Source organism: Streptomyces sp. NPDC053665 (assembly GCF_055585285.1).
Genome location: NZ_JBVJKK010000002.1, coordinates 363,574 through 386,871, shown reverse-complemented (window position 1 = coordinate 386,871; position 23,298 = coordinate 363,574). Strand labels below are relative to the sequence as shown.

Here is a 23,298-nt window from a genome sequence, read left to right as displayed (position 1 = left end):
ACTCCATGGGCTCCGCCAAGAAGAGCAGCACCGGACGCCAGGCGCGCATAGAGGAGATGCGGCGTGCGGAGCGGGCACGCGAGCGCCGCAACCGGATCCTCGCCGCCGTGGCCGGTGTGGTGGTCGTCGGCGGACTCGTCGCCGGCGGCGTGGTGCTCGTGCGCTCCCAGGACGACGGCGGCAGCAGCACCGCGACGAGCGACTCCTCCGGCAAGGGCAGGTTCGTCAGCGGTAAGGACGGGGTGAGGACGTGGCAGGGCAAGCTGTCGCGCAACCACGTCACCAAGGCCGTCGAGTACGCCTCCGAGCCGCCCGTCGGCGGTGACCACAACCAGGTCTGGATGAACTGCAACGGCGACGTCTACACCAAGGAACTGAACAACACCAACGCCGTGCACTCCCTGGAGCACGGCGCGGTGTGGGTGACGTACAACGCCGACGCGAAGAAGGCCGACGTCGACGCGCTCGCGGCGAAGGTGAAGAAGACCCCGTACACGCTGATGAGCCCGATGGACGACCAGAAGGACCCGATCATGCTCTCGGCCTGGGGGCACCAGCGCACGGTGACCGGCGCCGACGACCCGGACGTCGACACGTTCTTCGAGAAGTTCGTCCAGGGCGAGCAGACCCCCGAGCCGGGTGCCGCCTGCACCAACGGGCTGTCGCAGTGAGGCACGTGCCGCTGGTCGCCGCGGCCGCGGCGACGGCGCTCGTCGCGGCCGGGGCGATCACCTACGCCGTCGCCGGTGACGACGGCGGCACCACCGTCCCGTCGGTGGAGTCCGCGGACGCCGGGTTCGCCCGGGACATGGCGGTGCACCACCAGCAGGCCGTGGAGATGTCGTACATCGTGCGCGACCGCACCGAGGACGAGGAGGTGCGGCGCCTGGCCTACGACATCGCGCAGACGCAGGCCAACCAGCGCGGCATGATGCTCGGCTGGCTCGACCTGTGGGGCCTGCCCAAGGTCACCTCCGAACCCCCCATGACCTGGATGGACATGGGCGGCATGGCCTCGGGCGAGGACGGCGCGCTGATGCCCGGCATGGCGACGAACGCCGAGATGGAACGGCTCGGGAAACTCGACGGCGAGCAGGCCGAGGTCTCCTACCTGCGCCTGATGACGGCCCATCACCGCGGTGGCATCCACATGGCCGAGGCGTGCGTGCGCGCCTGCACGGTCGGCGTGGAGAAGCGGCTCGCCCAGGGCATGGTGGACGCCCAGCAGTCCGAGATCGGGCTCATGGCGGACCTGCTCGAGGAGCGCGGAGCAGCACCCCGTCCGTAGCGCGACGGCGCCGGGGGTGAGGAGTGCGGTGAGGAGTGCCCCACCCTGGTGCCCCGCCACCCTATTGCGTCGCTCTGACGATTACACTGGGCCCGTGCCTCAACTACGTCTCGCCCTGAACCAGATCGACGCCCGCGTCGGCGACCTCGCCGGCAACACCGAGTCGATCGTCCGCTGGACCCGGCACTCCGCCGAGCAGGGAGCGCACCTCGTGGCGTTCCCGGAGATGGTGCTGACCGGGTATCCCGTCGAGGACCTCGCCCTGAGGTCGTCCTTCGTGGAGGCCTCCCGGTCGGCCCTGCGCGCCCTCGCCGCCCGGCTGGCCGACGAGGGCTTCGGGGAGCTTCCGGTGGTCGTCGGCTATCTCGACCGCAGCGAGAGCGCCCAGCCGAAGTACGGCCAGCCGGCCGGCGCGCCCCAGAACGCCGGAGCGGTGCTGTACGGCGGCGAGGTGGTCCTCCACTACGCCAAGCACCACCTGCCGAACTACGGCGTCTTCGACGAGTTCCGCTACTTCGTGCCCGGCGACAGCATGCCCGTCCTGCGCGTCCACGGCGTGGACGTGGCCCTGGCCATCTGCGAGGACCTCTGGCAGGACGGCGGACGCGTCCCCGCCGCCCGCGCCGCGCAGGCGGGGCTGCTGCTGTCCGTCAACGCCTCCCCCTACGAGCGCAACAAGGACGACACCCGTCTGGAGCTGGTCCGCAAGCGCGCCCAGGAGGCCGGCTGCACGACCGCCTACCTCGCCATGATGGGCGGCCAGGACGACCTGGTCTTCGACGGCGACTCGATCGTCGTCGACAAGGACGGCGCCGTCGTCGCGCGGGCGCCGCAGTTCTCCGAGTGCTGCGTGGTCGTCGACCTGGACCTGCCGGCCGCGTCCCCCGACGCCCCGACGGGCGTGGTGAACGACGGTCTGCGCATCGACCGGGTCGTCCTGTCCGAGGACCCGCTGCCCCGGTACGAGCCGGAGCACGCCGGCGGCTACGCGGACCGCCTCGACGACGACGAGGAGGTCTACTCGGCCCTCGTCGTGGGCCTGCGCGCGTACGTGGCGAAGAACGGCTTCGAGTCGGTCCTCATCGGCCTGTCCGGCGGCATCGACTCCGCGCTGGTCGCGGCGATCGCCTGCGACGCGCTGGGCGCGCAGAACGTGTACGGCGTGTCCATGCCGTCGAAGTACTCCTCGGACCACTCCAAGGACGACGCGGCCGAGCTCGCCCGCCGCACGGGCCTGAACTACCGCACGGTCGCCATCGAGCCGATGTTCGACGCGTACATGGGCTCCGTGAACCTCACCGGCCTGGCGGAGGAGAACCTCCAGTCCCGGCTGCGCGGCACGCTGCTCATGGCCCTGTCCAACCAGGAGGGCCACATCGTCCTGGCCCCCGGCAACAAGTCGGAGCTGGCGGTCGGCTACTCCACGCTCTACGGCGACTCCGTCGGCGCGTACGGCCCGATTAAGGACGTCTACAAGACGTCGGTGTTCCGGCTGGCCGAGTGGCGCAACCGCGCCGCACGGGAGCGCGGCCAGACCCCGCCGATCCCGGAGAACTCGATCAGCAAGCCGCCGAGCGCCGAGCTGCGCCCGGGCCAGGTCGACACCGACTCCCTGCCGGACTACCCGGTGCTGGACGCGATCCTGGAGCTGTACGTCGACCGCGACCGGGGCGCCGACGAGATCGTCGAGGCCGGCTTCGACGCCCAGCTCGTCGCGAAGACGCTGCGCATGGTCGACACGGCCGAGTACAAGCGCCGGCAGTACCCGCCGGGCACGAAGATCTCCCCGAAGGGCTTCGGCAAGGACCGGCGGCTGCCCATCACCAACGGGTGGCGCGAGTCGCTGTGACGGTGGCGGCGCGGGGGCCGGTGCCCCGCTGAGGCGCGGGGGCCGGTGCCCCCGCGCCTCACCGCGAGGCGGCCTCCGCGGCGGCCGTCCAGGCGAACCCGTCGGGATCGGTGAACGGTCCGGCGTCGCTGCCGATCAGGATCCGGTGCGAGCCGCTCCCCTCGGGGGAGACACCGGCGACCTTGGCCAGACCGCGCCGCTTGTACAGGGCGAGCTTGACCGGACCCGTCCCGGTGGCGAACTCGACGTACTTGGAGCCGAAGCTCTTCGCGACGGCGAGCCCGCGGCCCGTGTAGAACTGCTTGGCCGCCTTCACGTCCTCCACGCCCAGCAGGAGCACGAACTCCTCCACGCTCCTCGACGCCGGGCCCGTGTTCTTCTTCGCCGACGAGGCGAGCTGCCAGACGGTTCCGTCCGGGGCCTGCACGACGCCGCCGTAGCCCCACAGCGACTTCGCCGGGGGCTTCAGCGTGCGGGCACCGGCGGCGACGGCGGCCTCGGCGAGGGCGTCGACGTCGGCCGGCTGCGCCACCACCAGCGACAGCGTGAAACCGCGGAAGCCGGTGGACGGCGCCTCGGAGGCCGCCAGCCGCAGGCGTCCGTCCAGGCCGAAGGCGGTGCGGTAGAAGCGCTCGGCGGCGTCGACGTCGGTCACTTCGAGGGTGATGTGTGCGAGAGAGGTCATGAGGACGACGCTAGTCACGGCGTCGCGCACGGGCTTCTCGATTCCTGACCGGATGCACCCGACCGGTGGGCGGGGTCGCCGGGCGGGTGCGGGTGCGGGTGCGCCGGGCGGGGCCTCAGCCCGTCTGCTGCCGCTTCACCTTCGCCAGCAGCTCGTGCAGCGGCTCCGTGGCCCTGCGCCGGTACTCCTGCACCGCCCACCCGTTGCCGTCCGGGTCCTGGAAGTGCATGAACGTGGCGCCGTCGTCCGGGGCGTACTGCACCGGCTCGGACACCTCCAGGCCGCGCGCGACCAGCTCCGCGTGCGCCGCCTTGATGTCGGCCACGCACAGCTGAAGGCCCTGGTAGCTGCCCGGGGCCGGAGTGGGACCCGGGGTCATCTGCCAGATGGACTCGCCCAGGGCGATCGAGCAGCCCGAACCGGGCGGGGTCAGCTGCACGATGCGCATCCCGGGCATGACCTCCTGGTCGATGTCCACGTGGAAGCCGACCTTGTCCCGGTAGAAGTCCCGGGCGCGGTCGACGTCGGTCACGGGCAGCGGGATGACTTCGAGGGTGAGGTCCACGGCGAGACTCCTTCGTCCGGCGTCCGGCGAGCCACCGCCCCGTCCGGCGGAGCGGCTCCCCTCACCGAACCGGAAATCCGGGCGCGGCGCCACCGAATCGCACCGGCCCGTCCCGCCCGCGAGCCCGCCGGTGCCCCGCGGGCCGCTCGCCGGGGCCTGCCGGACGACCCACGGGAGGGAGCCCGTCCGCCTGCCGAACTCGGCGGCGCCCGAGCGGGCTCGTGCGGTTAGGCTCAAAGCCGTACGACCTTGATCCGATGGATGTCCGAGGAACAGTGCGAGGGAGGCCCGGATGACGGCGGTGCCGGGGCGCAGGAGCAGTACCTTCACACGCCTGCTGCGGCACGGTTTCACCGACGCCTCCGCCGCCGAGCGCCTGCTGGACAGCCCCGAGCTCGCCCCCCTGCGCGACGACCCCGTGCTGCTGGCCGCGCTGGGCGGCACCGCCGACCCCGACCTCGCCCTGCTCGGGCTGGTCCGCCTGCTGGAGGCCCAGCCGGACCCCGGCGCCCGGCAGGAGCTGCTCGACACGCTGATCGCGGCCAAACCGCTGCGTGACCGGCTCCTCGGTGTGCTCGGCGCCTCCACCGCCCTGGCCGACCACCTCGTCCGCCACCCGGGCGACTGGCAGGCCCTGGTGACCTACGAGTCGCGGGACCTGCACCCCGGAGTGGAGGAGTTCGAGGCGGGCCTCGCGGAGGCGGACGACCCCGTCTCCCTGCGCGTGGCCTACCGGCGCTGCCTGCTGTCCATCGCCGCCCGGGACGTGTGCGGCACGACCGGCGTCGCCGAGTCCGCCGCCGAGCTGGCCGACCTCGCCACCGCCACCCTGCGGGCCGCGCTCGGCCTCGCACGGGCCGCCGCACCCGAGGACGACGCCCGGTGCCGGCTCGCCGTGATCGCGATGGGCAAGTGCGGCGGACACGAGCTGAACTACGTCTCCGACGTGGACGTCATCTTCGTGGGGGAGGCCGCCGAGGGCGCCGACGAGACCGAGGCCGTGCGGGCCGCGACCCGGCTCGCCTCGCACCTGATGCGGATCTGCTCGGAGACCACGGTCGAGGGCTCCATCTGGCCGGTCGACGCCAACCTGCGCCCCGAGGGCCGCAACGGCCCGCTCGTGCGGACCCTGGCCAGCCACCTCGCCTACTACCAGCGCTGGGCCAAGACCTGGGAGTTCCAGGCCCTGCTCAAGGCCCGTCCGGTGGCCGGCGACCTCGACCTCGGCGCGGAGTACGTGGCCGCCGTGCAGCCGCTGGTCTGGAAGGCGGCCGAGCGGGAGAACTTCGTCGCCGACGTGCAGAAGATGCGCCGCCGGGTCGTGGAGAACATCCCCGCCGCCGAGGTCGACCGCCAGCTGAAGCTGGGCCCGGGCGGCCTCCGGGACGTCGAGTTCGCCGTGCAGCTGCTCCAGCTCGTGCACGGCAGGGCCGACACCTCCCTGCGCAGCGGCACCACCCTCGACGCCCTCCAGGCCCTCGCCGCGGGCGGCTACGTGGGCCGGGCCGACGCCGCCCAGCTCGACGAGGCCTACCGCTTCCTGCGCCTCATGGAGCACCGCATCCAGCTGTTCCGGCTGCGGCGCACCCACCTGGTGCCCGAGGACGAGGCCGAGCTGCGCCGCATCGGCCGCTCCCTCGGCCTGCGCACCGACCCGGTCGCCGGCCTGCACCGCGAGTGGCGCCGGCACGCCACCGTCGTACGCCGGCTGCACGAGAAGCTGTTCTACCGGCCGCTGCTGGACGCCGTGGCCCAGCTCGCCCCCGGCGAGGCCCGGCTGAGCACCGAGGCGGCGCGCGAGCGCATGGTCGCCCTCGGGTACGCCGATCCCGCCGCCGCGCTGCGCCACCTGGAGGCCCTCGCCTCGGGCGTCACCCGCAAGGCCGCCATCCAGCGCACCCTGCTGCCCGTGCTGCTCGGCTGGTTCGCCGACTCCGCCGACCCGGACGCGGGCCTGCTGAACTTCCGCAAGGTGTCCGACGCCCTGGGCAAGACGCCCTGGTACCTGCGGCTGCTGCGGGACGAGGGCGCCGCCGCGCAGAACCTGGCCCGCGTGCTGTCCGCCGGCCGGCTCGCGCCCGACCTGCTGATGCGCGCCCCGGAGGCGGTGGCGCTGCTCGGCGACGGGGACGGCGGCGGGCTGGAGCCGCGCCCCCGGCTCCACCTGGAGCAGGAGATACTCGCCGCGGTGCGGCGGGCGGACGGCGCCGCCCAGGCGGTCACGGCCGCCCGCGGGGTGCGCCGCCGGGAGCTGTTCCGCACGGCCGCCGCCGACATCGTCGGCTCCTACGGCACCGAGGAGCAGCCCGCCGAGGCCGACCAGGGCGCCCTGGTGGACCTCGTCGGGGCGGCGGTGTCCGACCTGACCGCCGCCACCCTCGCGGGCACGCTGCGCGCCGTGGTCCGCGAGCACTGGGGCGACAGCCTGCCCACCCGGTTCGCGATCATCGGCATGGGCCGCTTCGGCGGTCACGAACTGGGCTACGGCTCCGACGCGGACGTGCTGTTCGTGCACGAGCCCCGCGAGGGCGCCGACGAGGCGGAGGCCTCCCGGGCGGCCGGCAAGGTCGTCTCCGAGATGCGCCGCCTGCTGCAGATCCCCAGCGCCGACCCGCCGCTGCTCATCGACGCCGACCTGCGCCCGGAGGGCAAGTCCGGCCCCCTCGTGCGGACCCTGAAGTCCTACGGGGCGTACTACCGCCGGTGGTCGCTGACCTGGGAGTCGCACGCACTGCTGCGGGCCGAACCGGTCGCCGGGGACGAGGACCTGGGCCGCCGCTTCATCGAGCTGATCGACCCGCTGCGCTACCCGGCCGACGGGCTGAGCGAGGAGGCCGTCCGCGAGATCCGGCGGCTGAAGGCCCGGATGGAGTCCGAGCGGCTGCCGCGCGGCGCCGACCCCAAGCTGCACGCCAAACTCGGCCCGGGCGGCCTGTCCGACGTCGAGTGGACCGTGCAGCTCATGCAGCTGCGGCACGGCGCCGAGGAGGCGGGGCTGCGCACGACCCGCACCCGGCAGGCCCTGGCCGCCGCCCGCGCGGCCGGCCTGATCGGCGACGAGGAGGCGGAGATCCTGGACGAGGCCTGGGTGCTCGCCAGTCGCGTACGCAACGCGGTGATGCTGGTCCGCGGCCGGGCCGGCGACACCTTCCCCTCGGACCCGAGGGAACTGGCGGCGGTGGGCCGCTACCTGGGGTACGGACCCGGTCACGTCGGAGACATGCTGGACGCCTACCGGCGCACGGCACGCAGGGCACGCGGCGTGGTGGAGGAGCTGTTCTACGGGGCGGGGGAGCGCTAGTCGCGGACCCGGTGCCCCCCGGGCCGCTCAGCCCCACCAACACCCCACGCCCGAACGCCCCCCCCGCAGCGCCGGACCACGCCCAGCCTCTCCGGGCCGGAGCACCCCCGCACCGCGTCCGCCCGAGAGCGGCCCGGCCGTACGGGCGCCGGCTCATGAGCCGCCCGGACGCGAGACGCCCCGCTGCGAGGCGCCCGGCCGCGAGGCGTCCGGCCGCCGGGCCGTCCGCTTACGCGTCCGGCCGTGCGGCGCTGGCCAGTGAGCCGCTCGGACGCGGGGCGTCTGCCAGCGCGATGTCCCCCTAGGGAGGCGTCCCGTCCGCGAGGCGCCTGGCCGCGCGGCGTTCCCCCGCGAGCCTCTCGGTCGTGCGGCGCCGGCTCGTGAGCTGCCCGGAGGCGAGACGTCCCGCTGCGAGGCGTCCGGCTGCGCGGCATCCGCCCGCGAGTGTCCCGGCTGTGGGGCGTCCGGTCGTGCGGCGCCGGCCCGTGGGCCGCGCGGACGCGGGCCGTCCACCCGCGAGGCATCCGCCCGCGAGACGTCCGCCCGCGAGACGTCCGCCTACGCGTCCGGCCGTCCGGCGCCGGCCCGTGAGCCGCCCGGACGCGGGACATCCGCCTGCGCGACATCCCCCCGCCCGGCATCCGCCTGCGAGTCGCCCGGCCGTGCGGCGGCCCATGAGTCGCCGGGACGCGGGACATCCGCCCGCGCCGCATCCGCCCGCGCCGCGTCCGCCCGTGAGCCGCCGGGACGCGGGACATCCGCCTCAGCGACATCCCCCCGCGCGGCGCCCGCCCGCGCAGCGCCCCCGTGTGCCGCGTTCGGTCGGGGTCCGGCCGCCGGGGCCGGCCGGCGGGCGCGTTCGACCACCGTGCGCGGCAGCGCGTACGGCTGCCTGCCGTACCACAGGCGTGCCACCGCGAAGCCGAACGCCAGGCACAGCAGGCCGCCCACGGCGTCCAGCCAGAAGTGGTTGGCCGTGGCGACGATGACCACCAGCGTCAGCGCCGGGTACAGCAGGCCCAGCACCCGCACCCACGGCACGCGCGCCAGGGCGAAGATCGTCAGCCCGCACCACAGGGACCAGCCGATGTGCATCGACGGCATCGCCGCGTACTGGTTGGACATGTTCTTCAGGTCGCCGGACGCCATCGAGCCCCAGGTCTGGTGGACCATGACCGTGTCGACGAAGTCCCCGCCGTTCATCAGCCGAGGGGGAGCCAGCGGATACAGGTAGTAGCCGACCAGGGCGACGGCGGTGGTCGCGAACAGCACCAGGCGGGTCGCCGCGTAGCGGCCGGGGTGGCGGCGGAAGAGCCAGACGAGCACACCCAGCGTGACGACGAAGTGCAGCGTGGCGTAGTAGTAGTTCATCCCGATGATGAGCCAAGTCACCGAGTTGACCGCGTGGTTGACCGACTCCTCGACGGCGATGCCCAGCTGGTGCTCGACCTGCCAGATCCAGTCGGCGTTGCGCAGCGCCTGCGTCTTCTGCTCGGGGACCGCGTTGCGGACGAGTGAGTACACCCAGTAACTCACCGCGATCAGCAGGATCTCGAACCAGAACCGGGGTCTGCGCGGGGCCCGGAGCCGCCGCAGGGGTCCCGGCCGGGATCCGGACGCAGCGGTGATCGGGAGGGCCGCTTCCCTGCCCTCCGGCTGCGTCACGGTCGTGTCACCCATAGGCACAAAGTCTGCCAGAAAAGGACTTCCCCACCGATGATCCCGCGGCCCGGTCCGAGCCGCATGTTCTACGGCGAAATCAGGCCGTACGCCTCAGGAGCGGGCACGGTCCCCGGGAGCCGACGCGGTCGAGCCGCGCACCACCAGTTCCGGCATGAACACGAACTCGCTGTGCGGGGCGGGCGTTCCGCCGATCTCCTCCAGCAGTGTGCGCACGGCGGCCTGGCCCATCGCCGGGACCGGCTTGCGGATCGTGGTCAGCGGCGGGTCGGTGAAGGCGATCAGCGGGGAGTCGTCGAAGCCCACCACGGAGATGTCCTTCGGCACGTCCAGACCGCGCTGCCGGGCCGCCCGGATCGCCCCCAGGGCCATCATGTCGCTGGCGCACACCACGGCCGTGCAGTCCCGCTCCATCAGGGCGACGGCGGCGGCCTGCCCGCCCTCCAGCGTGTACAGCGAGTGCTGGACCAGTTCGGTCTCGACGACCTCGGCGGCCAGCCCCAGCTGGTCCTGCACCGCCCGCACGAACCCCTCGATCTTGCGCTGCACCGGCACGAACCGCTTCGGCCCGAGCGCCAGGCCGATCCGGGTGTGCCCCAGGGACGCCAGGTGCGTCACCGCCAGGCTCATCGCCGCACGGTCGTCGGGGGAGATGAACGGCGCCTGCACCTTCGGCGAGAAGCCGTCGACGAGCACGTAGGGCACGCCCTGTGCGCGCAGCCGGTCGTAGCGCTGCATGTCGGCGGTGGTGTCGGCGTGCAGTCCGGAGACGTAGATGATGCCGGCGACGCCGCGGTCCACGAGCATCTCGGTCAGCTCGTCCTCGGTCGAGCCGCCCGGGGTCTGGGTGGCCAGCACCGGCGTGTAGCCCTGCCGGGTCAGCGCCTGGCCGATGACCTGGGCCAGGGCCGGGAAGATCGGGTTCTCCAGTTCCGGGGTGATCAGGCCGACCAGGCCCTCGCTGCGCTGGCGCAGCCGCACCGGACGTTCGTAGCCGAGGACGTCGAGGGCGGCCAGCACGGACTGGCGGGTGGTGGCGGCGACGCCCGGCTTCCCGTTGAGGACCCGGCTGACGGTCGCCTCGCTCACCCCCGCCTGCAACGCGATGTCCGCAAGCCGTGTGGTCACAGCACCGGACTGTAGCGGCCGGATCTCCGCTTGCACACCGACGGGACGCCTGGTGCGCGCGGTCGCGCGGCCCACTGCGGGTGGCTTGGTCATCGCGGTCCCTCAACTCGTGGTCGGCGTCCGCTCCGCAACGGATGATTCCCCCGACGGCAACGGATGGCAAGTGCTTGCAGAGTCTTGCACAACTGTCCGAGTCCCCGCCGAACAGCCGGAAATCGGGGCCTCGAAGCGGTCGAGGAGAGGTCACGGCGGGATAACCATCCCCACCTCTTGCAACTTTTTGCTGCAAGGTCTTTCGCAACGCCTTGCAGCGGGGCTAATGTCACCGACGCCCGGCGGCCAACGGCGCAGTCGGCAGCACGAAACGGGCTTCACCCTCAAGGAGAACTCATGCGGCGTGGCATAGCGGCCACCGCGCTGGTGGCGTCCCTCGCCCTGGCAGCGACGGCGTGCGGCGGAAGCGACAGCGGCGACAAGGCCGACGGTCCCGTCACCCTCACCTGGTGGGACACCTCCAACGCCACCAACGAGGCGCCGACCTACAAGGCCCTCGTCAAGGAGTTCGAGGCCGCCAACAAGGACGTCAAGGTCAAGTACGTCAACGTCCCCTTCGACCAGGCGCAGAACAAGTTCGACACCGCCGCCGGTTCCAAGGGTGCCCCGGACGTGCTGCGCTCCGAGGTCGGCTGGACCCCGGCCTTCGCCAAGAAGGGCTTCTTCCTGCCGCTGGACGGCACGGACGCCCTCGCCGAGCAGGACAAGTTCAAGTCCAACCTGATCAAGCAGGCCCAGTACGAGGGCAAGACCTACGGCGTCCCGTTCACCACGGACACCCTGGCCCTCGTCTACAACAAGGCCCTGTTCGAGAAGGCCGGCGTCGAGGCCCCCAAGACCTGGGACGACCTGAAGAAGGCCGCGGCCACGATCAAGGACAAGACCGGCGTCGACGGCTACTGGGGCTCGACCCAGTCCTACTACGCCCACTCCTTCCTCTACGGCGAGGGCGCCGACACCGTCGACGTCGACGCCAAGAAGATCACGGTCACCTCGCCCGCGGCCGAGAAGGCCTACGGCACCTGGCTGAGCCTGTTCAAGGGCAAGGGCCTGCACAAGGCCGACACCACCGCCGACGCCTACGCCCACATCCAGGAGGCGTTCGTCAGCGGCAAGGTCGCCTCGATCATCCAGGGCCCGTGGGAGATCACCAACTTCTACAAGGGCTCGGCGTTCAAGGACAAGGCCAACCTGGGCATCGCCACCGTCCCGGCCGGCTCCTCCGGCAAGGCGGGCGCCCCGACCGGCGGCCACAACCTCTCGGTGTACGCGGGCTCGGACAAGGCCCACCAGGAGGCCTCGCTGAAGTTCGTGAAGTTCATGACCTCGGCCAAGGCCCAGGAGACCATCGCGCTCAAGAACAACACGCTGCCGACGCGCGACGACGCCTACACCGCCGAGGTCAAGGCCGACCCGGGCATCGCCGGCTACCAGGGCGTGCTCGCCGCCGCCCAGCCGCGCCCGGAGCTGCCCGAGTACAGCTCGCTGTGGACGCCGCTGGACGACGAGCTGCTCGCGATCGCGGGCGGCAAGAAGTCCCTGGACGCGGGGCTGAAGAGCGCCGAGACCTCCATCGCCAAGCTGCTGCCGGACTACAGCAAGTAGGCCCCCACGGCCGCCGGATCCTCCAGACAGAGGGGGAAGGATCCGGCGGCCATCGGCCTGTGTGCCGTATCCCCTGATCTCCAGCTGATCTCCAGTTCGCGAAGAAGGTTGTCGAACATGACAGTCGCCATCGACCGAGCGACCGGCAAGCGGAGCGGTGACCGCGGTCCCCGGTCCGGGCTGGGCCGGCGCCTCAAGCACAGCTACCAGAAGCACTGGTACGCCTACGCGATGATCGCGCCCGTGGCCGTCGTGCTCGGCGTCCTCGTGCTGTACCCCCTGGCCTACGGCTTCTACCTGACGCTGACCGACGCGACCAGCCTCAACACGGCCCGGACGATCGGCGTCAACGAGATCGAGGCCACCTACAAGTTCATCGGCTTCGACAACTACGCGGACATCCTGTGGGGGGAGACGGCCTACGACCGCTTCTGGTCCCACTTCATCTGGACGATCGTGTGGACGGCCCTGTGCGTCGCCCTGCACTACTCCATCGGCCTCGGCCTGGCGCTGCTGCTCAACCAGAAGCTGCGCGGGCGCACCTTCTACCGGCTGATCCTCATCCTGCCGTGGGCCGTGCCGACCTTCGTCACCGTCTTCGGCTGGCGCTTCATGCTCGCCGACTCCGGCATCATCAACTCCGGCCTGGAGATGCTGCACCTGCCGAGCCCGGCGTGGCTGGAGGACACCTTCTGGCAGCGCTTCGCCGCGATCATGGTCAACACCTGGTGCGGCGTGCCGTTCATGATGGTCTCCCTGCTCGGCGGCCTGCAGTCCATCGACTCCTCCCTCTACGAGGCCGCCGAGATGGACGGCGCCAGCCGCTGGCAGCAGTTCCGCTACGTCACGCTGCCGGGCCTGAGGTCGGTCAGCTCCACCGTGGTGCTGCTCGGCGTGATCTGGACGTTCAACCAGTTCGCCATCATCTTCCTGCTGTTCGGCAACACCGCCCCGGACGCGCAGATCCTCGTCACCTGGGCCTACCAGCTCGGCTTCGGACAGCAGCCGCGCGACTTCGCGCAGTCGGCCGCCTACGGCATCCTGCTGCTCGGCATCCTGATCGTCTTCACCTCCTTCTACCGCCGCTGGCTGAACCGCGATGAGCAGCAGCTCGCGATCTGAGGCAGGAGTCCCCATGAGCACCACGACCGTCCAGCAGTCCGCCGGCGGGGCTCCGGTCCCCGCCGCCGCCCCCGCGCGCCCGCGCGGCCGGCGCGGCACGGCCGGGAGCCTCCTCTCCCACGGCCTGCTGACCCTCGCGAGCCTGATCGCGATCTTCCCGATCGCCTGGCTGGTCTTCCTGTCCCTCGGCCCGGACAAGGACGACTACCTGCACCCCGGCGGCATCTGGTCGAAGATGACCCTGGACAACTACAGCTTCGTGCTCCAGGAGACCGCCTTCTTCCACTGGCTCCAGAGCACCCTGATCGTGTCCCTGGGGACCACCGTCATCGGAGTGGTCATCGCCGCCACGACCGGGTACGCGGTGTCCCGCATGCGCTTCCCGGGCTACAAGAAGTTCATGTGGGTCCTGCTGTGCACGCAGATGTTCCCCATCGCCGTGCTGATCGTGCCGATGTACCAGATCCTGTCGAGCCTTCAGCTCGTCGACACCTACTTCGGCCTGATCCTGGTCTACTGCTCGACCGCGGTGCCCTACTGCGCCTGGCTGCTGAAGGGCTACTTCGACACCATCCCGTTCGAGATCGACGAGGCCGGCCGCGTCGACGGGCTCACCCCCTTCGGCACCTTCTTCCGGCTGATCCTGCCGCTCGCCCGACCGGGACTGGCGGTGGCGGCCTTCTACAGTTTCATCACCGCCTTCGGCGAGGTCGCCTTCGCCACCGTGTTCATGCTGGACGACGAGAAGTACACCTTCGCCGTCGGCCTGCAGAGCTTCATCAGCGAGCACGACGCCCAGCGCAACCTGATGGCCGCGACCGCGGTGCTCATCGCGATACCCGTCTCCGCGTTCTTCTACCTCGTGCAGAAGAACCTGGTGACCGGGCTCACCGCCGGCGGCACCAAGGGCTGACCCGCCCCCGGGCCGTCGCCGGACGGCCCCCCACCAGCCCGAGGCGGCCGCGGTGCCCATCCGACCCCGCTGTGCCGCGGCCGCCTCGCACCACCTCACGTCCCATGACCACACCCTCGTTACGCCTCAAGGACGACATGAGCCAGCACTCAGCTGCACCTGCCCCCAGCCCCACGTCCGCCCTGGCCGTCGCCAAGCGCCGCGACTGGTGGCGGGACGCGGTGATCTACCAGGTGTACCCGCGCAGCTTCGCCGACAGCAACGGCGACGGCATGGGCGACCTGGAGGGTGTCCGCACCCGTCTTCCCTACCTGCGCGACCTCGGCGTGGACGCCGTGTGGCTCAGCCCCTTCTACGCCTCGCCGCAGGCCGACGCCGGCTACGACGTCGCCGACTACCGGGCCGTGGACCCCATGTTCGGCAACCTGCTGGACGCCGACGCGCTGATCCGCGACGCCCACCACCTGGGCCTGCGCGTCATCGTGGACCTCGTGCCCAACCACTCCTCCGACCAGCACGAGTGGTTCAAGCGGGCCGTCGCCGAGGGCCCGGGCTCCCCGCTGCGGGAGCGTTACCACTTCCGCCCGGGCAAGGGCGCCGACGGCGAACTGCCGCCCAACGACTGGGAGTCGATCTTCGGCGGCCCGGCCTGGACCCGGGTCACCGAACCGGACGGCACCCCCGGCGAGTGGTACCTGCACCTCTTCGCCCCGGAGCAGCCCGACTTCAACTGGGACCACCCGGCGGTCGGCGACGAGTTCCGCTCGATCCTGCGCTTCTGGCTGGACATGGGCGTCGACGGCTTCCGCATCGACGTCGCCCACGGCCTGGTGAAGGCGGACGGGCTGCCCGACCTGGGATCCCACGACCAGGTGAAGCTGCTGGGCAACGATGTCATGCCGTTCTTCGACCAGGAAGGCGTGCACGAGATCTACCGGCAGTGGCGGCTCGTCCTCGACGAGTACGCGGGGGGGAGGATCTTCGTCGCCGAGGCCTGGACCCCGACCATCGAGCGCACGGCCCACTACGTCCGCCCGGACGAGCTGCACCAGGCGTTCAACTTCCAGTACCTGAGCACCCACTGGGACGCCGCCGAGATGCGCGAGGTCATCGACCGGACGCTGGAGGCCATGCGCCCGGTCGGCGCGCCCGCCACCTGGGTGCTGTCCAACCACGACGTGACCCGGCACGCCACCCGCTTCGCCAACCCGCCCGGCCTGGGCACCCAGATCCGCCTGGCCGGCGACCGGGAGCTGGGCCTGCGCCGCGCCCGCGCCGCCAGCCTGCTGATGCTGGCCCTGCCCGGCTCGGCCTACGTCTACCAGGGCGAGGAACTCGGCCTGCCCGACGTCGTCGACCTGCCCGACGAGGTGCGCCAGGACCCGGCGTACTTCCGTGGGGCCGGTCAGGACGGCTTCCGTGACGGGTGCCGGGTGCCCATCCCGTGGACCCGGACCGGTACCTCGTACGGCTTCGGTGACGGGGGCAGCTGGCTGCCGCAGCCCGACAGCTGGGGCGAGTTGAGCGTCGAGGCGCAGACCGGGGTGCCCGGTTCGACCCTGGAGCTGTACCGCGCCGCCCTCGCCGTCCGGCGCGAGCACCCCGACCTGGGCGCCGGCACGTCCGTGGAGTGGCTGCGGGCGCCCGAGGGCGTCCTGGCCTTCCGGCGCGGGGAGTTCGTCTGCGTCGCCAACACCACGGGCGAGTCGGTGGCGCTGCCGGCCCACGGCCGGGTGCTGGTCGCGAGCGGGGAGATCGTGCTCGTGGACGACGAGGCGAAGGTGCCCGCCGACACCACGGTGTGGTGGACGACCGCGCAGGCCGACTAGTTTTCGCTCTCGATTTAGTACGGCCCGCTGCCCTTTCGGGCGGCGGGCCTTTAACATCTGCGTCACCGCAAGGTTTCTGAACCTTGCAGCAAGAGCCTTCAACGGAGAAGGAAACCCCACATGGCACGCAGACACCTCTCCGCCGCCGTCGCGCTCGCCGCGGCTGCGGTTGTCATGAACCCGACCATCGCACAGGCCTCGCCACCCGGCACCAAGGACGTCACCGCCGTCCTCTTCGAGTGGAAGTTCGCCTCCGTCGCCCGCGAGTGCACCACCACCCTCGGCCCCGCGGGCTACGGGTACGTGCAGGTCTCCCCGCCTGCCGAGCACATACAGGGCCCGCAGTGGTGGACCTCGTACCAGCCGGTCAGCTACAAGATCGCCGGACGGCTCGGCGACCGCGCCGCTTTCCAGAACATGGTGAACACCTGTCACGCGGCCGGGGTGAAGGTCGTCGTCGACACCGTCATCAACCACATGTCGGCGGGCAGCGGCACCGGCACCGGCGGCTCGTCGTACACGAAGTACACCTACCCCGGCCTGTACTCCTCCTACGACTTCGACAACTGCACCTCGCAGATCAGCAACTACCAGGACCGCGGCAACGTCCAGAACTGCGAACTGGTCGGCCTCGCCGACCTCGACACCGGCGAGGACTACGTCCGCAGGACCATCGCCGGGTACATGAACGACCTGCTCTCCCTCGGCGTCGACGGCTTCCGCATCGACGCGGCCAAGCACATGCCGGCCGGGGACCTCGCCAACATCAAGTCCCGGCTCAGTAACCCGTCGGTGTACTGGAAGCAGGAGGCCATCTTCGGCGCCGGCGAGGCCGTCCAGCCCACCGAGTACACCGGCAACGGCGACGTCCAGGAGTTCCGCTACGCCTACGACCTCAAGCGGGTCTTCACCAACGAGAACCTCGCCTACCTGAAGAACTACGGCGAGGGCTGGGGCTACATGAACAGCGGCGTCTCCGGCGTCTTCGTCGACAACCACGACACCGAGCGCAACGGCTCGACCCTCAGCTACAAGGACGGGGCCAACTACACCCTGGCCAGCGTCTTCATGCTGGCCTGGCCCTACGGCGCCCCCGACGTCAACTCCGGCTACGAGTTCACCGACCACGACGCCGGGCCGCCCAACGGAGGCCAGGTGAACGCCTGCTGGCAGGACGGCTGGAAGTGCCAGCACAACTGGCCCGAGATCAAGTCCATGGTGGGCTTCCGCAACGCCACCCGGGGTCAGGCCGTCACCAACTGGTGGGACAACGGCGGTGACGCCATCGCCTTCGGCCGGGGCAGCAAGGGCTTCGTGGCCATCAACCACGAGTCGGGCTCCCTGACCCGGACCTACCAGACGTCGATGCCCGCGGGGACGTACTGCAACGTGCAGAACAACACGCAGGTGACCGTGAACGCGAGCGGGCAGGTCACGGCCACCCTGGGCGCCAACACGGCTCTGGCGATCCACGCGGGCAAGTCCGCCTGCTAGACGCACACTTCCGTGCGCGGTACGCCCGGTCCCGGCCGCCCCCTCATGGGGCGGCCGGGACCGCTGCGCCGGGCCACGCCCGGTGGTTGAAAGTTCTTTCCAATGCTTTCAGGACTCTTGCTGTAAGGGTTTCGGCGGCGATACGGTCGCGCGGGGTCGGACCCGAGAGAGCCGCAATCGCTAGGAGCCCATCTGTGATACCGAGATGGCCGGTGCCGTCCAGGCGCCGAACCGCCCGTGCCGGACGGGTCGCCGCGGTCACCGCAGCGGCGCTGGCCGCCACACTCGTCCAGCCGCTCGCCGCCGGGGCGGCCACCCCGCCGGCGCCGCCGTCCGACGCCGCGCTGGCCGCCCAGCCCGCCCGGCACGACGCCACCCGTGAGCAGTTCTACTTCGTCCTGCCCGACCGCTTCGCCAACGGCGACCCGCGCAACGACAAGGGCGGCCTGACCGGTTCACGCCTGTCGACCGGCTACGACCCGACCGACAAGGGCTTCTACCAGGGCGGCGACCTCAAGGGCCTGACCCGGAAGCTCGACTACATCAAGGGCCTGGGCACCACCGCCCTGTGGATGGCGCCCATCTTCAAGAACCAGCCCGTGCAGGGCACCGGGGCGAACGCCTCCGCCGGCTACCACGGCTACTGGATCACCGACTTCACCCAGGTCGACCCGCACTTCGGCACCAACGAGGACCTCGAGAACCTCATCGACAAGGCCCACGACAAGGGCATGAAGGTCTTCTTCGACGTCATCACCAACCACACCGCCGACGTCGTCGACTACGAGGAGAAGTCCTACGACTACCTCTCCAAGGGCGCCTTCCCCTACCTGACGAAGGACGGCGTGCCCTTCGACGACGCCGACTACGCCGACGGGCGGCGCCGCTTCCCCGCGGTCGACCGGGACTCCTTCCCGCGCACCCCCGTGGTCACCAGGAAGAACAAGGTGCCGTCCTGGCTCAACGACCCGACGATGTACCACAACCGCGGCGACTCCACCTTCGCCGGTGAGAGCTCCACCCACGGCGACTTCTCCGGCCTCGACGACCTGTGGACCGAGCGCCCCGAGGTCGTCGACGGCATGGAGAGGATCTACCAGCGCTGGGTGCGGGACTTCGACATCGACGGCTTCCGGATCGACACCGTGAAGCACGTCAACATGGAGTTCTGGACCCAGTGGGCCACCGCCCTCGACGCCTACGCCGCGAAGCGCGGCCGCGACGACTTCTTCATGTTCGGCGAGGTCTACTCGGCCGACACGGACGTCACCGCCCCGTACGTCACGCAGGGCCGGCTCGACGCCACCCTCGACTTCCCCTTCCAGGAGGCGGCCCGCCAGTACGCCTCCCAGGGCGGCAGCGCCCGCAAGCTCGCCGGCGTCTTCGGTGACGACCACAAGTACACGACCGGCAAGGCCAACGCGTACGAGCAGGTCACCTTCCTCGGCAACCATGACATGGGCCGCATCGGGTCGTTCCTGAAGCAGGACGACCCCGAGGCCACCGACGCCGAGCTCCTCGCGAAGGACAAGCTCGCCAACGAGCTGATGTTCCTCAGCCGCGGCAACCCGGTCGTCTACTACGGCGACGAGCAGGGCTTCGCCGGCCCGGGCGGCGACAAGGACGCCCGGCAGAGCATGTTCGCCTCACGCACCGCCGACTACCTCGACGACGACCGCATCGGCACCGACGCCACGCACGCCGAGGACGCCTACGACACCAAGGCGCCCCTCTACCGGCAGATCAGGGCCCTCGCCCAGCTCCGCAAGGCCAACCCGGCGCTGGCCGACGGCGTCCAGCAGGAGCGGTACGCGGCCGACGGCCCGGGCGTCTACGCCTTCACCCGCACCGACGCGAAGACCGGCACCGAGTACGTCGTCGCCTTCAACAACGCGGGTGAGAAGAAGACCGCGACCTTCGAGACCGGCTCGGCCGGCATGACCTACCGGGGCATCCACGGCACCGACGCGCGCCCGAAGAGCGACAACGACAGGAAGCTCACCGTCACCGTCCCGGCCGGCTCGGCGATCGTCCTCAAGGCGGCAGGGAAGCTCGCGAAGCCCGCCGCGGCCCCGACGCTCACCCTGAAGGCCCCCGCGGCAGGCGCCACCGGCACGGTGGACGTCACCGCGGACGTCGACGGCGGGCAGCTGAACCGGGTCGTCGTCGCCGCGCAGACCGGCAACGGCAAGTGGCAGGTCCTCGGCTCCGCCGACCACGCCCCCTACAAGGTCACCCACACCATCGGCAAGGACGTGGCACCCGGCACGGCCCTGCGCTACAAGGCCCTCGTGATCGACTCGGCCGGCCGCACCGCGAGCGCCCTGGCCGCCTCAACCACCGGCACCCCGCCCGTCCAGGAGCCGCCCACCGCGTCCTCCCGCGACTACGCGATCGTCCACTACAAGCGCGCGGACGGCGACTACGCCGACTGGGGCCTGTACGCCTGGGGCGACCTCGCCGAGGGCGAGGCCACCGAATGGCCCAAGAGCCACCCCTTCACCGGCCGGGACGCCTACGGCGCCTTCGCCTGGGTCAAGCTCAAGCCCGGTGCCTCGAACGTCGGCTTCCTCGTCATCGACAAGGACGGCACCAAGGACGTCTCCACCGACCGCACGATCGACGTCACCAAGACCGGTGAGATCTGGATCGAGCAGGGCAAGGACACCGTCACCACCGAACGGCCCGACTACCCGGCCCCCGACAAGGGGAAGGCCGTCCTGCACTACCACCGGGCCGACGGGAACTACGACGGCTGGGGACTGCACGTCTGGACCGGCGCCGCGAACCCCACCGACTGGTCGAACCCGCTGAAGCCGGTGAAGACTGACTCCTATGGCGCAGTCTTCGAGGTGCCGCTCACCGAGGGTGCCACCAGCCTCAGCTACATCGTCCACAAGGGCGACGAGAAGGACCTGCCCACCGACCGGTCGCTCGACCTCAAGGCCGACGGCCACGAGGTGTGGCTGGTGAACGGCCAGGACAAGCACCTCCTCCCGCAGCCCGCGGGCAGTGCCGCCGCCCTCGACCTGACCACCTCCAAGGCGGTCTGGATCGATCGGAACACCCTCGCCTGGAACGGCTCCGAAGCCGCCGCCTCCACCCAGCTGCTGTACTCCCGCGACGGCACGATCAAGGCCGAGAACGGCACCCTGACCGGCGACGCCGCATGGCTGCGCCTGGCGAAGGGGACGCTGAGCGACGCGCAGAAGGCGAAGTTCCCGCACCTGAAGGACCACACCGCCTGGACCGTCGACCCCCGTGACCGCGACCGGGTCCGCGAGGCCCTGCGCGGCCAGGTCGTCGCCACGCAGCGAGCTGCCAACGGCGCGGTACTCGCGGCCACCGGCGTCCAGATCGCCGGCGTCCTCGACGACCTGTACCCCGGCGCCACCAAGGCCGACCTCGGCCCCACCTTCGCCAAGGGCCGCCCCACCCTGTCCGTGTGGGCGCCGACCGCGCAGTCCGTCGCCCTGGAACTCGACGGCAGGGCCGTCCCCATGCGCCGCGACGACACCACCGGCGTCTGGTCCGTCACCGGCCCGGCGTCCTGGAAGGGCAAGCCCTACCGCTACGCCGTGAAGGTGTGGGCGCCCAGCGTCCGCAAGGTCGTCACCAACAAGGTCACCGACCCCTACGCCGTCGCCCTCACCACCGACTCGAAGCGCAGCCTGGTCGTCGACCTGGCAGACAAGGCGCTCAAGCCGTCCGGCTGGTCGTCGTACACCAAGCCCAAAGCCGTGCCGCTGCGAGACGCCCAGATCCAGGAGCTGCACATCCGGGACTTCTCCGTCGAGGACCGCACGGCGAAGCACCCCGGCACCTACCTCGCCTTCACCGACAAGGCGAGCGACGGCAGCAAGCACCTGCGCGAGCTGGCGAAGGCCGGCACCTCCTACGTCCACCTGCTGCCCGCGTTCGACATCGCCACCATCCCCGAGCGCAAGGCCGACCAGGCACGCACCGACTGCGACCTCGCCTCCCATCCGGCGGACTCCGAGAAGCAGCAGGAGTGCGTCGGCAGGATCGCCGCGAAGGACGCCTACAACTGGGGCTACGACCCGTTCCACTACACCGTCCCCGAGGGCTCCTACGCCACCGACCCCGACGGCACCGCCCGCACGGTCGAGTTCCGCAGGATGGTCAAGGCCCTCAACGACGACGGACTGCGGGTCGTCATGGACGTCGTCTACAACCACACCGCCGCGAGCGGCCAGGCCGGCACCTCCGTCCTGGACCGGATCGTGCCCGGCTACTACCAGCGGCTCCTCGCCGACGGCTCGGTCGCCAACAGCACCTGCTGCGCCAACACGGCCACCGAGAACGCCATGATGGGCAAGCTGGTCGTCGACTCGATCGTCACCTGGGCCACGGAGTACAAGGTCGACGGCTTCCGCTTCGACCTCATGGGCCACCACCCGAAGGCCAACATCCTCGCCGTGCGCAAGGCCCTGGACGAGCTGACCCTCGCCAAGGACGGCGTCGACGGCAAGAAGATCATCCTGTACGGCGAGGGCTGGAACTTCGGCGAGGTCGCCGACGACGCCCGCTTCGTCCAGGCCACGCAGAAGAACATGGCCGGTACCGGCATCGCCACCTTCTCCGACCGGGCCCGTGACGCCGTGCGCGGCGGCGGCCCCTTCGACGAGGACCCCGGCGTCCAGGGCTTCGCGTCCGGCCTGTACACCGACCCCAACTCCTCCGAGAACAACGGCACCCCGGCCGAGCAGAAGGCCCGCCTGCTGCACTACCAGGACCTCCTCAAGGTCGGCCTGACCGGCAACCTGAGCGCCTACACGTTCACCGACACCAGCGGCAAGGAGGTCAAGGGCTCCCAGGTCGACTACAACGGCGCCCCCGCCGGATACGCCGACGCCCCGGGCGACGCCCTCGCCTACGCCGACGCGCACGACAACGAGTCCCTGTTCGACGCGCTCGCCTTCAAGCTCCCGGCGGGCACCACGGCGTCCGACCGGGCCCGGATGCAGGTCCTCGCCATGGCGACGGCCACCCTCTCGCAGGGCCCGGCCCTCTCCCAGGCGGGCACCGACCTGCTGCGCTCCAAGTCCCTGGACCGCAACTCCTACGACAGCGGCGACTGGTTCAACGCCATCCACTGGGACTGCGCCGACGGCAACGGCTTCGGCCGCGGACTGCCCATGGCCGCCGACAACGCGGACAAGTGGCCCTACGCCAAGCCGCTGCTGACCAAGGCCCGGGTGGGCTGCGAGCAGATCCGGGGCGCCTCCGCCGCCTACCGTGACCTGCTGCGGATCCGCAGCACCGAGAAGGACTTCTCCCTCGCCACCGCCGCGCGGGTGCAGTCCCGGCTGTCCTTCCCGCTCTCCGGCAAGGACGAGACGCCCGGCGTGGTCACCATGCGGCTCGGTGACCTCGTCGTCGTCTTCAACGCCACGCCCGAACGGCAGGAGCAGCGCGTGTCCGCGCTCGCCGGGAGCGGCTACCGGCTGCACCCGGTGCAGGCGGCGGGCGCCGACGCCACCGTGAAGTCGGCCGCCTACGCGCGGGCGTCCGGCACCTTCACCGTGCCGGCGCGCACGGTCGCGGTCTTCACCCGGACCGCGGGGTAGCGCACCCGGTGCGGGCGGGGCGGACCGCGACCGGCGGCCCGCCCCGCCCGCCGTCAGGGCCTGTCGCTCGGATCATGCCGGGGTCGCGGGGTGTGGCACGCACATCTGCCGCGTTGTCGTCGGTTGCCAACGCTCCGCGTTGACGCCCTCCTCCGCCTTGCAGCTGCACGCACCACACCCCGCTCGGGTCGGCC

The 23,298-nt window shown here is 71.3% G+C and carries 14 protein-coding genes; 10 read left to right on the top strand and 4 right to left on the bottom strand.

Features of this window, described 5'->3' with window-relative positions; genetic code table 11:
* The first annotated feature begins 5 nt into the window (after window positions 1-5).
* From ACZ6ZN_RS09275 to ACZ6ZN_RS09265, 3 genes are all read left to right on the top strand, one after another.
* Window positions 6-671, top strand: a complete 666-nt coding sequence (locus ACZ6ZN_RS09275) for a DUF3105 domain-containing protein (RefSeq protein ID WP_469644559.1) — start codon at window positions 6-8, stop codon at window positions 669-671.
* On the top strand, window positions 668-1,288 hold the full coding sequence (locus ACZ6ZN_RS09270; protein ID WP_469644556.1) for a DUF305 domain-containing protein: 621 nt from the start codon (window positions 668-670) through the stop codon (window positions 1,286-1,288). Before ACZ6ZN_RS09275 ends, ACZ6ZN_RS09270 begins: the two co-directional genes overlap by 4 nt.
* A 94-nt stretch (window positions 1,289-1,382) precedes the next feature.
* A complete protein-coding gene (locus tag ACZ6ZN_RS09265; protein WP_469644553.1) occupies window positions 1,383-3,137 on the top strand; it encodes an NAD+ synthase in 1,755 nt (584 codons plus the stop codon).
* Window positions 3,138-3,195: 58 nt separating this feature from the next.
* Here ACZ6ZN_RS09265 and ACZ6ZN_RS09260 read toward each other — a convergent pair whose 3' ends face one another.
* Complete coding sequence (locus tag ACZ6ZN_RS09260) at window positions 3,196-3,822, bottom strand: VOC family protein (protein WP_398111263.1); 627 nt, start codon at window positions 3,820-3,822, stop codon at window positions 3,196-3,198.
* Between the two features lie 115 nt (window positions 3,823-3,937).
* Complete coding sequence (locus tag ACZ6ZN_RS09255) at window positions 3,938-4,387, bottom strand: VOC family protein (RefSeq protein WP_398111262.1); 450 nt, start codon at window positions 4,385-4,387, stop codon at window positions 3,938-3,940.
* A gap of 292 nt (window positions 4,388-4,679) precedes the next feature.
* Here ACZ6ZN_RS09255 and ACZ6ZN_RS09250 point away from each other — a divergent pair, with 292 nt between their 5' ends.
* Window positions 4,680-7,688 carry a bifunctional [glutamine synthetase] adenylyltransferase/[glutamine synthetase]-adenylyl-L-tyrosine phosphorylase gene (locus ACZ6ZN_RS09250; RefSeq protein ID WP_451876451.1) on the top strand — a complete coding sequence of 1,003 codons (3,009 nt, stop codon included), beginning with the start codon at window positions 4,680-4,682 and terminating at the stop codon, window positions 7,686-7,688.
* Window positions 7,689-8,246: 558 nt separating this feature from the next.
* Here the strand turns inward: ACZ6ZN_RS09250 and ACZ6ZN_RS09245 are convergent.
* Both ACZ6ZN_RS09245 and ACZ6ZN_RS09240 read right to left on the bottom strand, forming a co-directional pair.
* A complete protein-coding gene (locus tag ACZ6ZN_RS09245; protein ID WP_469644549.1) occupies window positions 8,247-9,368 on the bottom strand; it encodes a phosphatase PAP2 family protein in 1,122 nt (373 codons plus the stop codon).
* A 93-nt stretch (window positions 9,369-9,461) separates the two neighbouring features.
* Complete coding sequence (locus ACZ6ZN_RS09240) at window positions 9,462-10,496, bottom strand: LacI family DNA-binding transcriptional regulator (RefSeq protein ID WP_398111259.1); 1,035 nt, start codon at window positions 10,494-10,496, stop codon at window positions 9,462-9,464.
* A 390-nt stretch (window positions 10,497-10,886) separates the two neighbouring features.
* Between ACZ6ZN_RS09240 and ACZ6ZN_RS09235 the strand changes: the two genes are divergently transcribed.
* From ACZ6ZN_RS09235 to pulA, 6 genes are all read left to right on the top strand, one after another.
* Window positions 10,887-12,155, top strand: a complete 1,269-nt coding sequence (locus ACZ6ZN_RS09235; protein WP_451876449.1) for an extracellular solute-binding protein — start codon at window positions 10,887-10,889, stop codon at window positions 12,153-12,155.
* A gap of 117 nt (window positions 12,156-12,272) precedes the next feature.
* On the top strand, window positions 12,273-13,277 hold the full coding sequence (locus ACZ6ZN_RS09230) for a carbohydrate ABC transporter permease (protein WP_469644545.1): 1,005 nt from the start codon (window positions 12,273-12,275) through the stop codon (window positions 13,275-13,277).
* Window positions 13,278-13,290: 13 nt separating this feature from the next.
* Window positions 13,291-14,190: a sugar ABC transporter permease gene (locus ACZ6ZN_RS09225; RefSeq protein ID WP_469644542.1), complete on the top strand. Its 900-nt coding sequence runs from the start codon at window positions 13,291-13,293 to the stop codon at window positions 14,188-14,190.
* A 137-nt stretch (window positions 14,191-14,327) separates the two neighbouring features.
* A complete protein-coding gene (locus tag ACZ6ZN_RS09220; RefSeq protein WP_469644540.1) occupies window positions 14,328-16,019 on the top strand; it encodes a glycoside hydrolase family 13 protein in 1,692 nt (563 codons plus the stop codon).
* Window positions 16,020-16,139: 120 nt separating this feature from the next.
* On the top strand, window positions 16,140-17,513 hold the full coding sequence (locus ACZ6ZN_RS09215; protein ID WP_451876446.1) for an alpha-amylase: 1,374 nt from the start codon (window positions 16,140-16,142) through the stop codon (window positions 17,511-17,513).
* A 194-nt stretch (window positions 17,514-17,707) separates the two neighbouring features.
* Complete coding sequence (gene pulA / locus ACZ6ZN_RS09210) at window positions 17,708-23,104, top strand: pullulanase-type alpha-1,6-glucosidase (protein WP_469644538.1); 5,397 nt, start codon at window positions 17,708-17,710, stop codon at window positions 23,102-23,104.
* Window positions 23,105-23,298 lie beyond the last annotated feature (194 nt).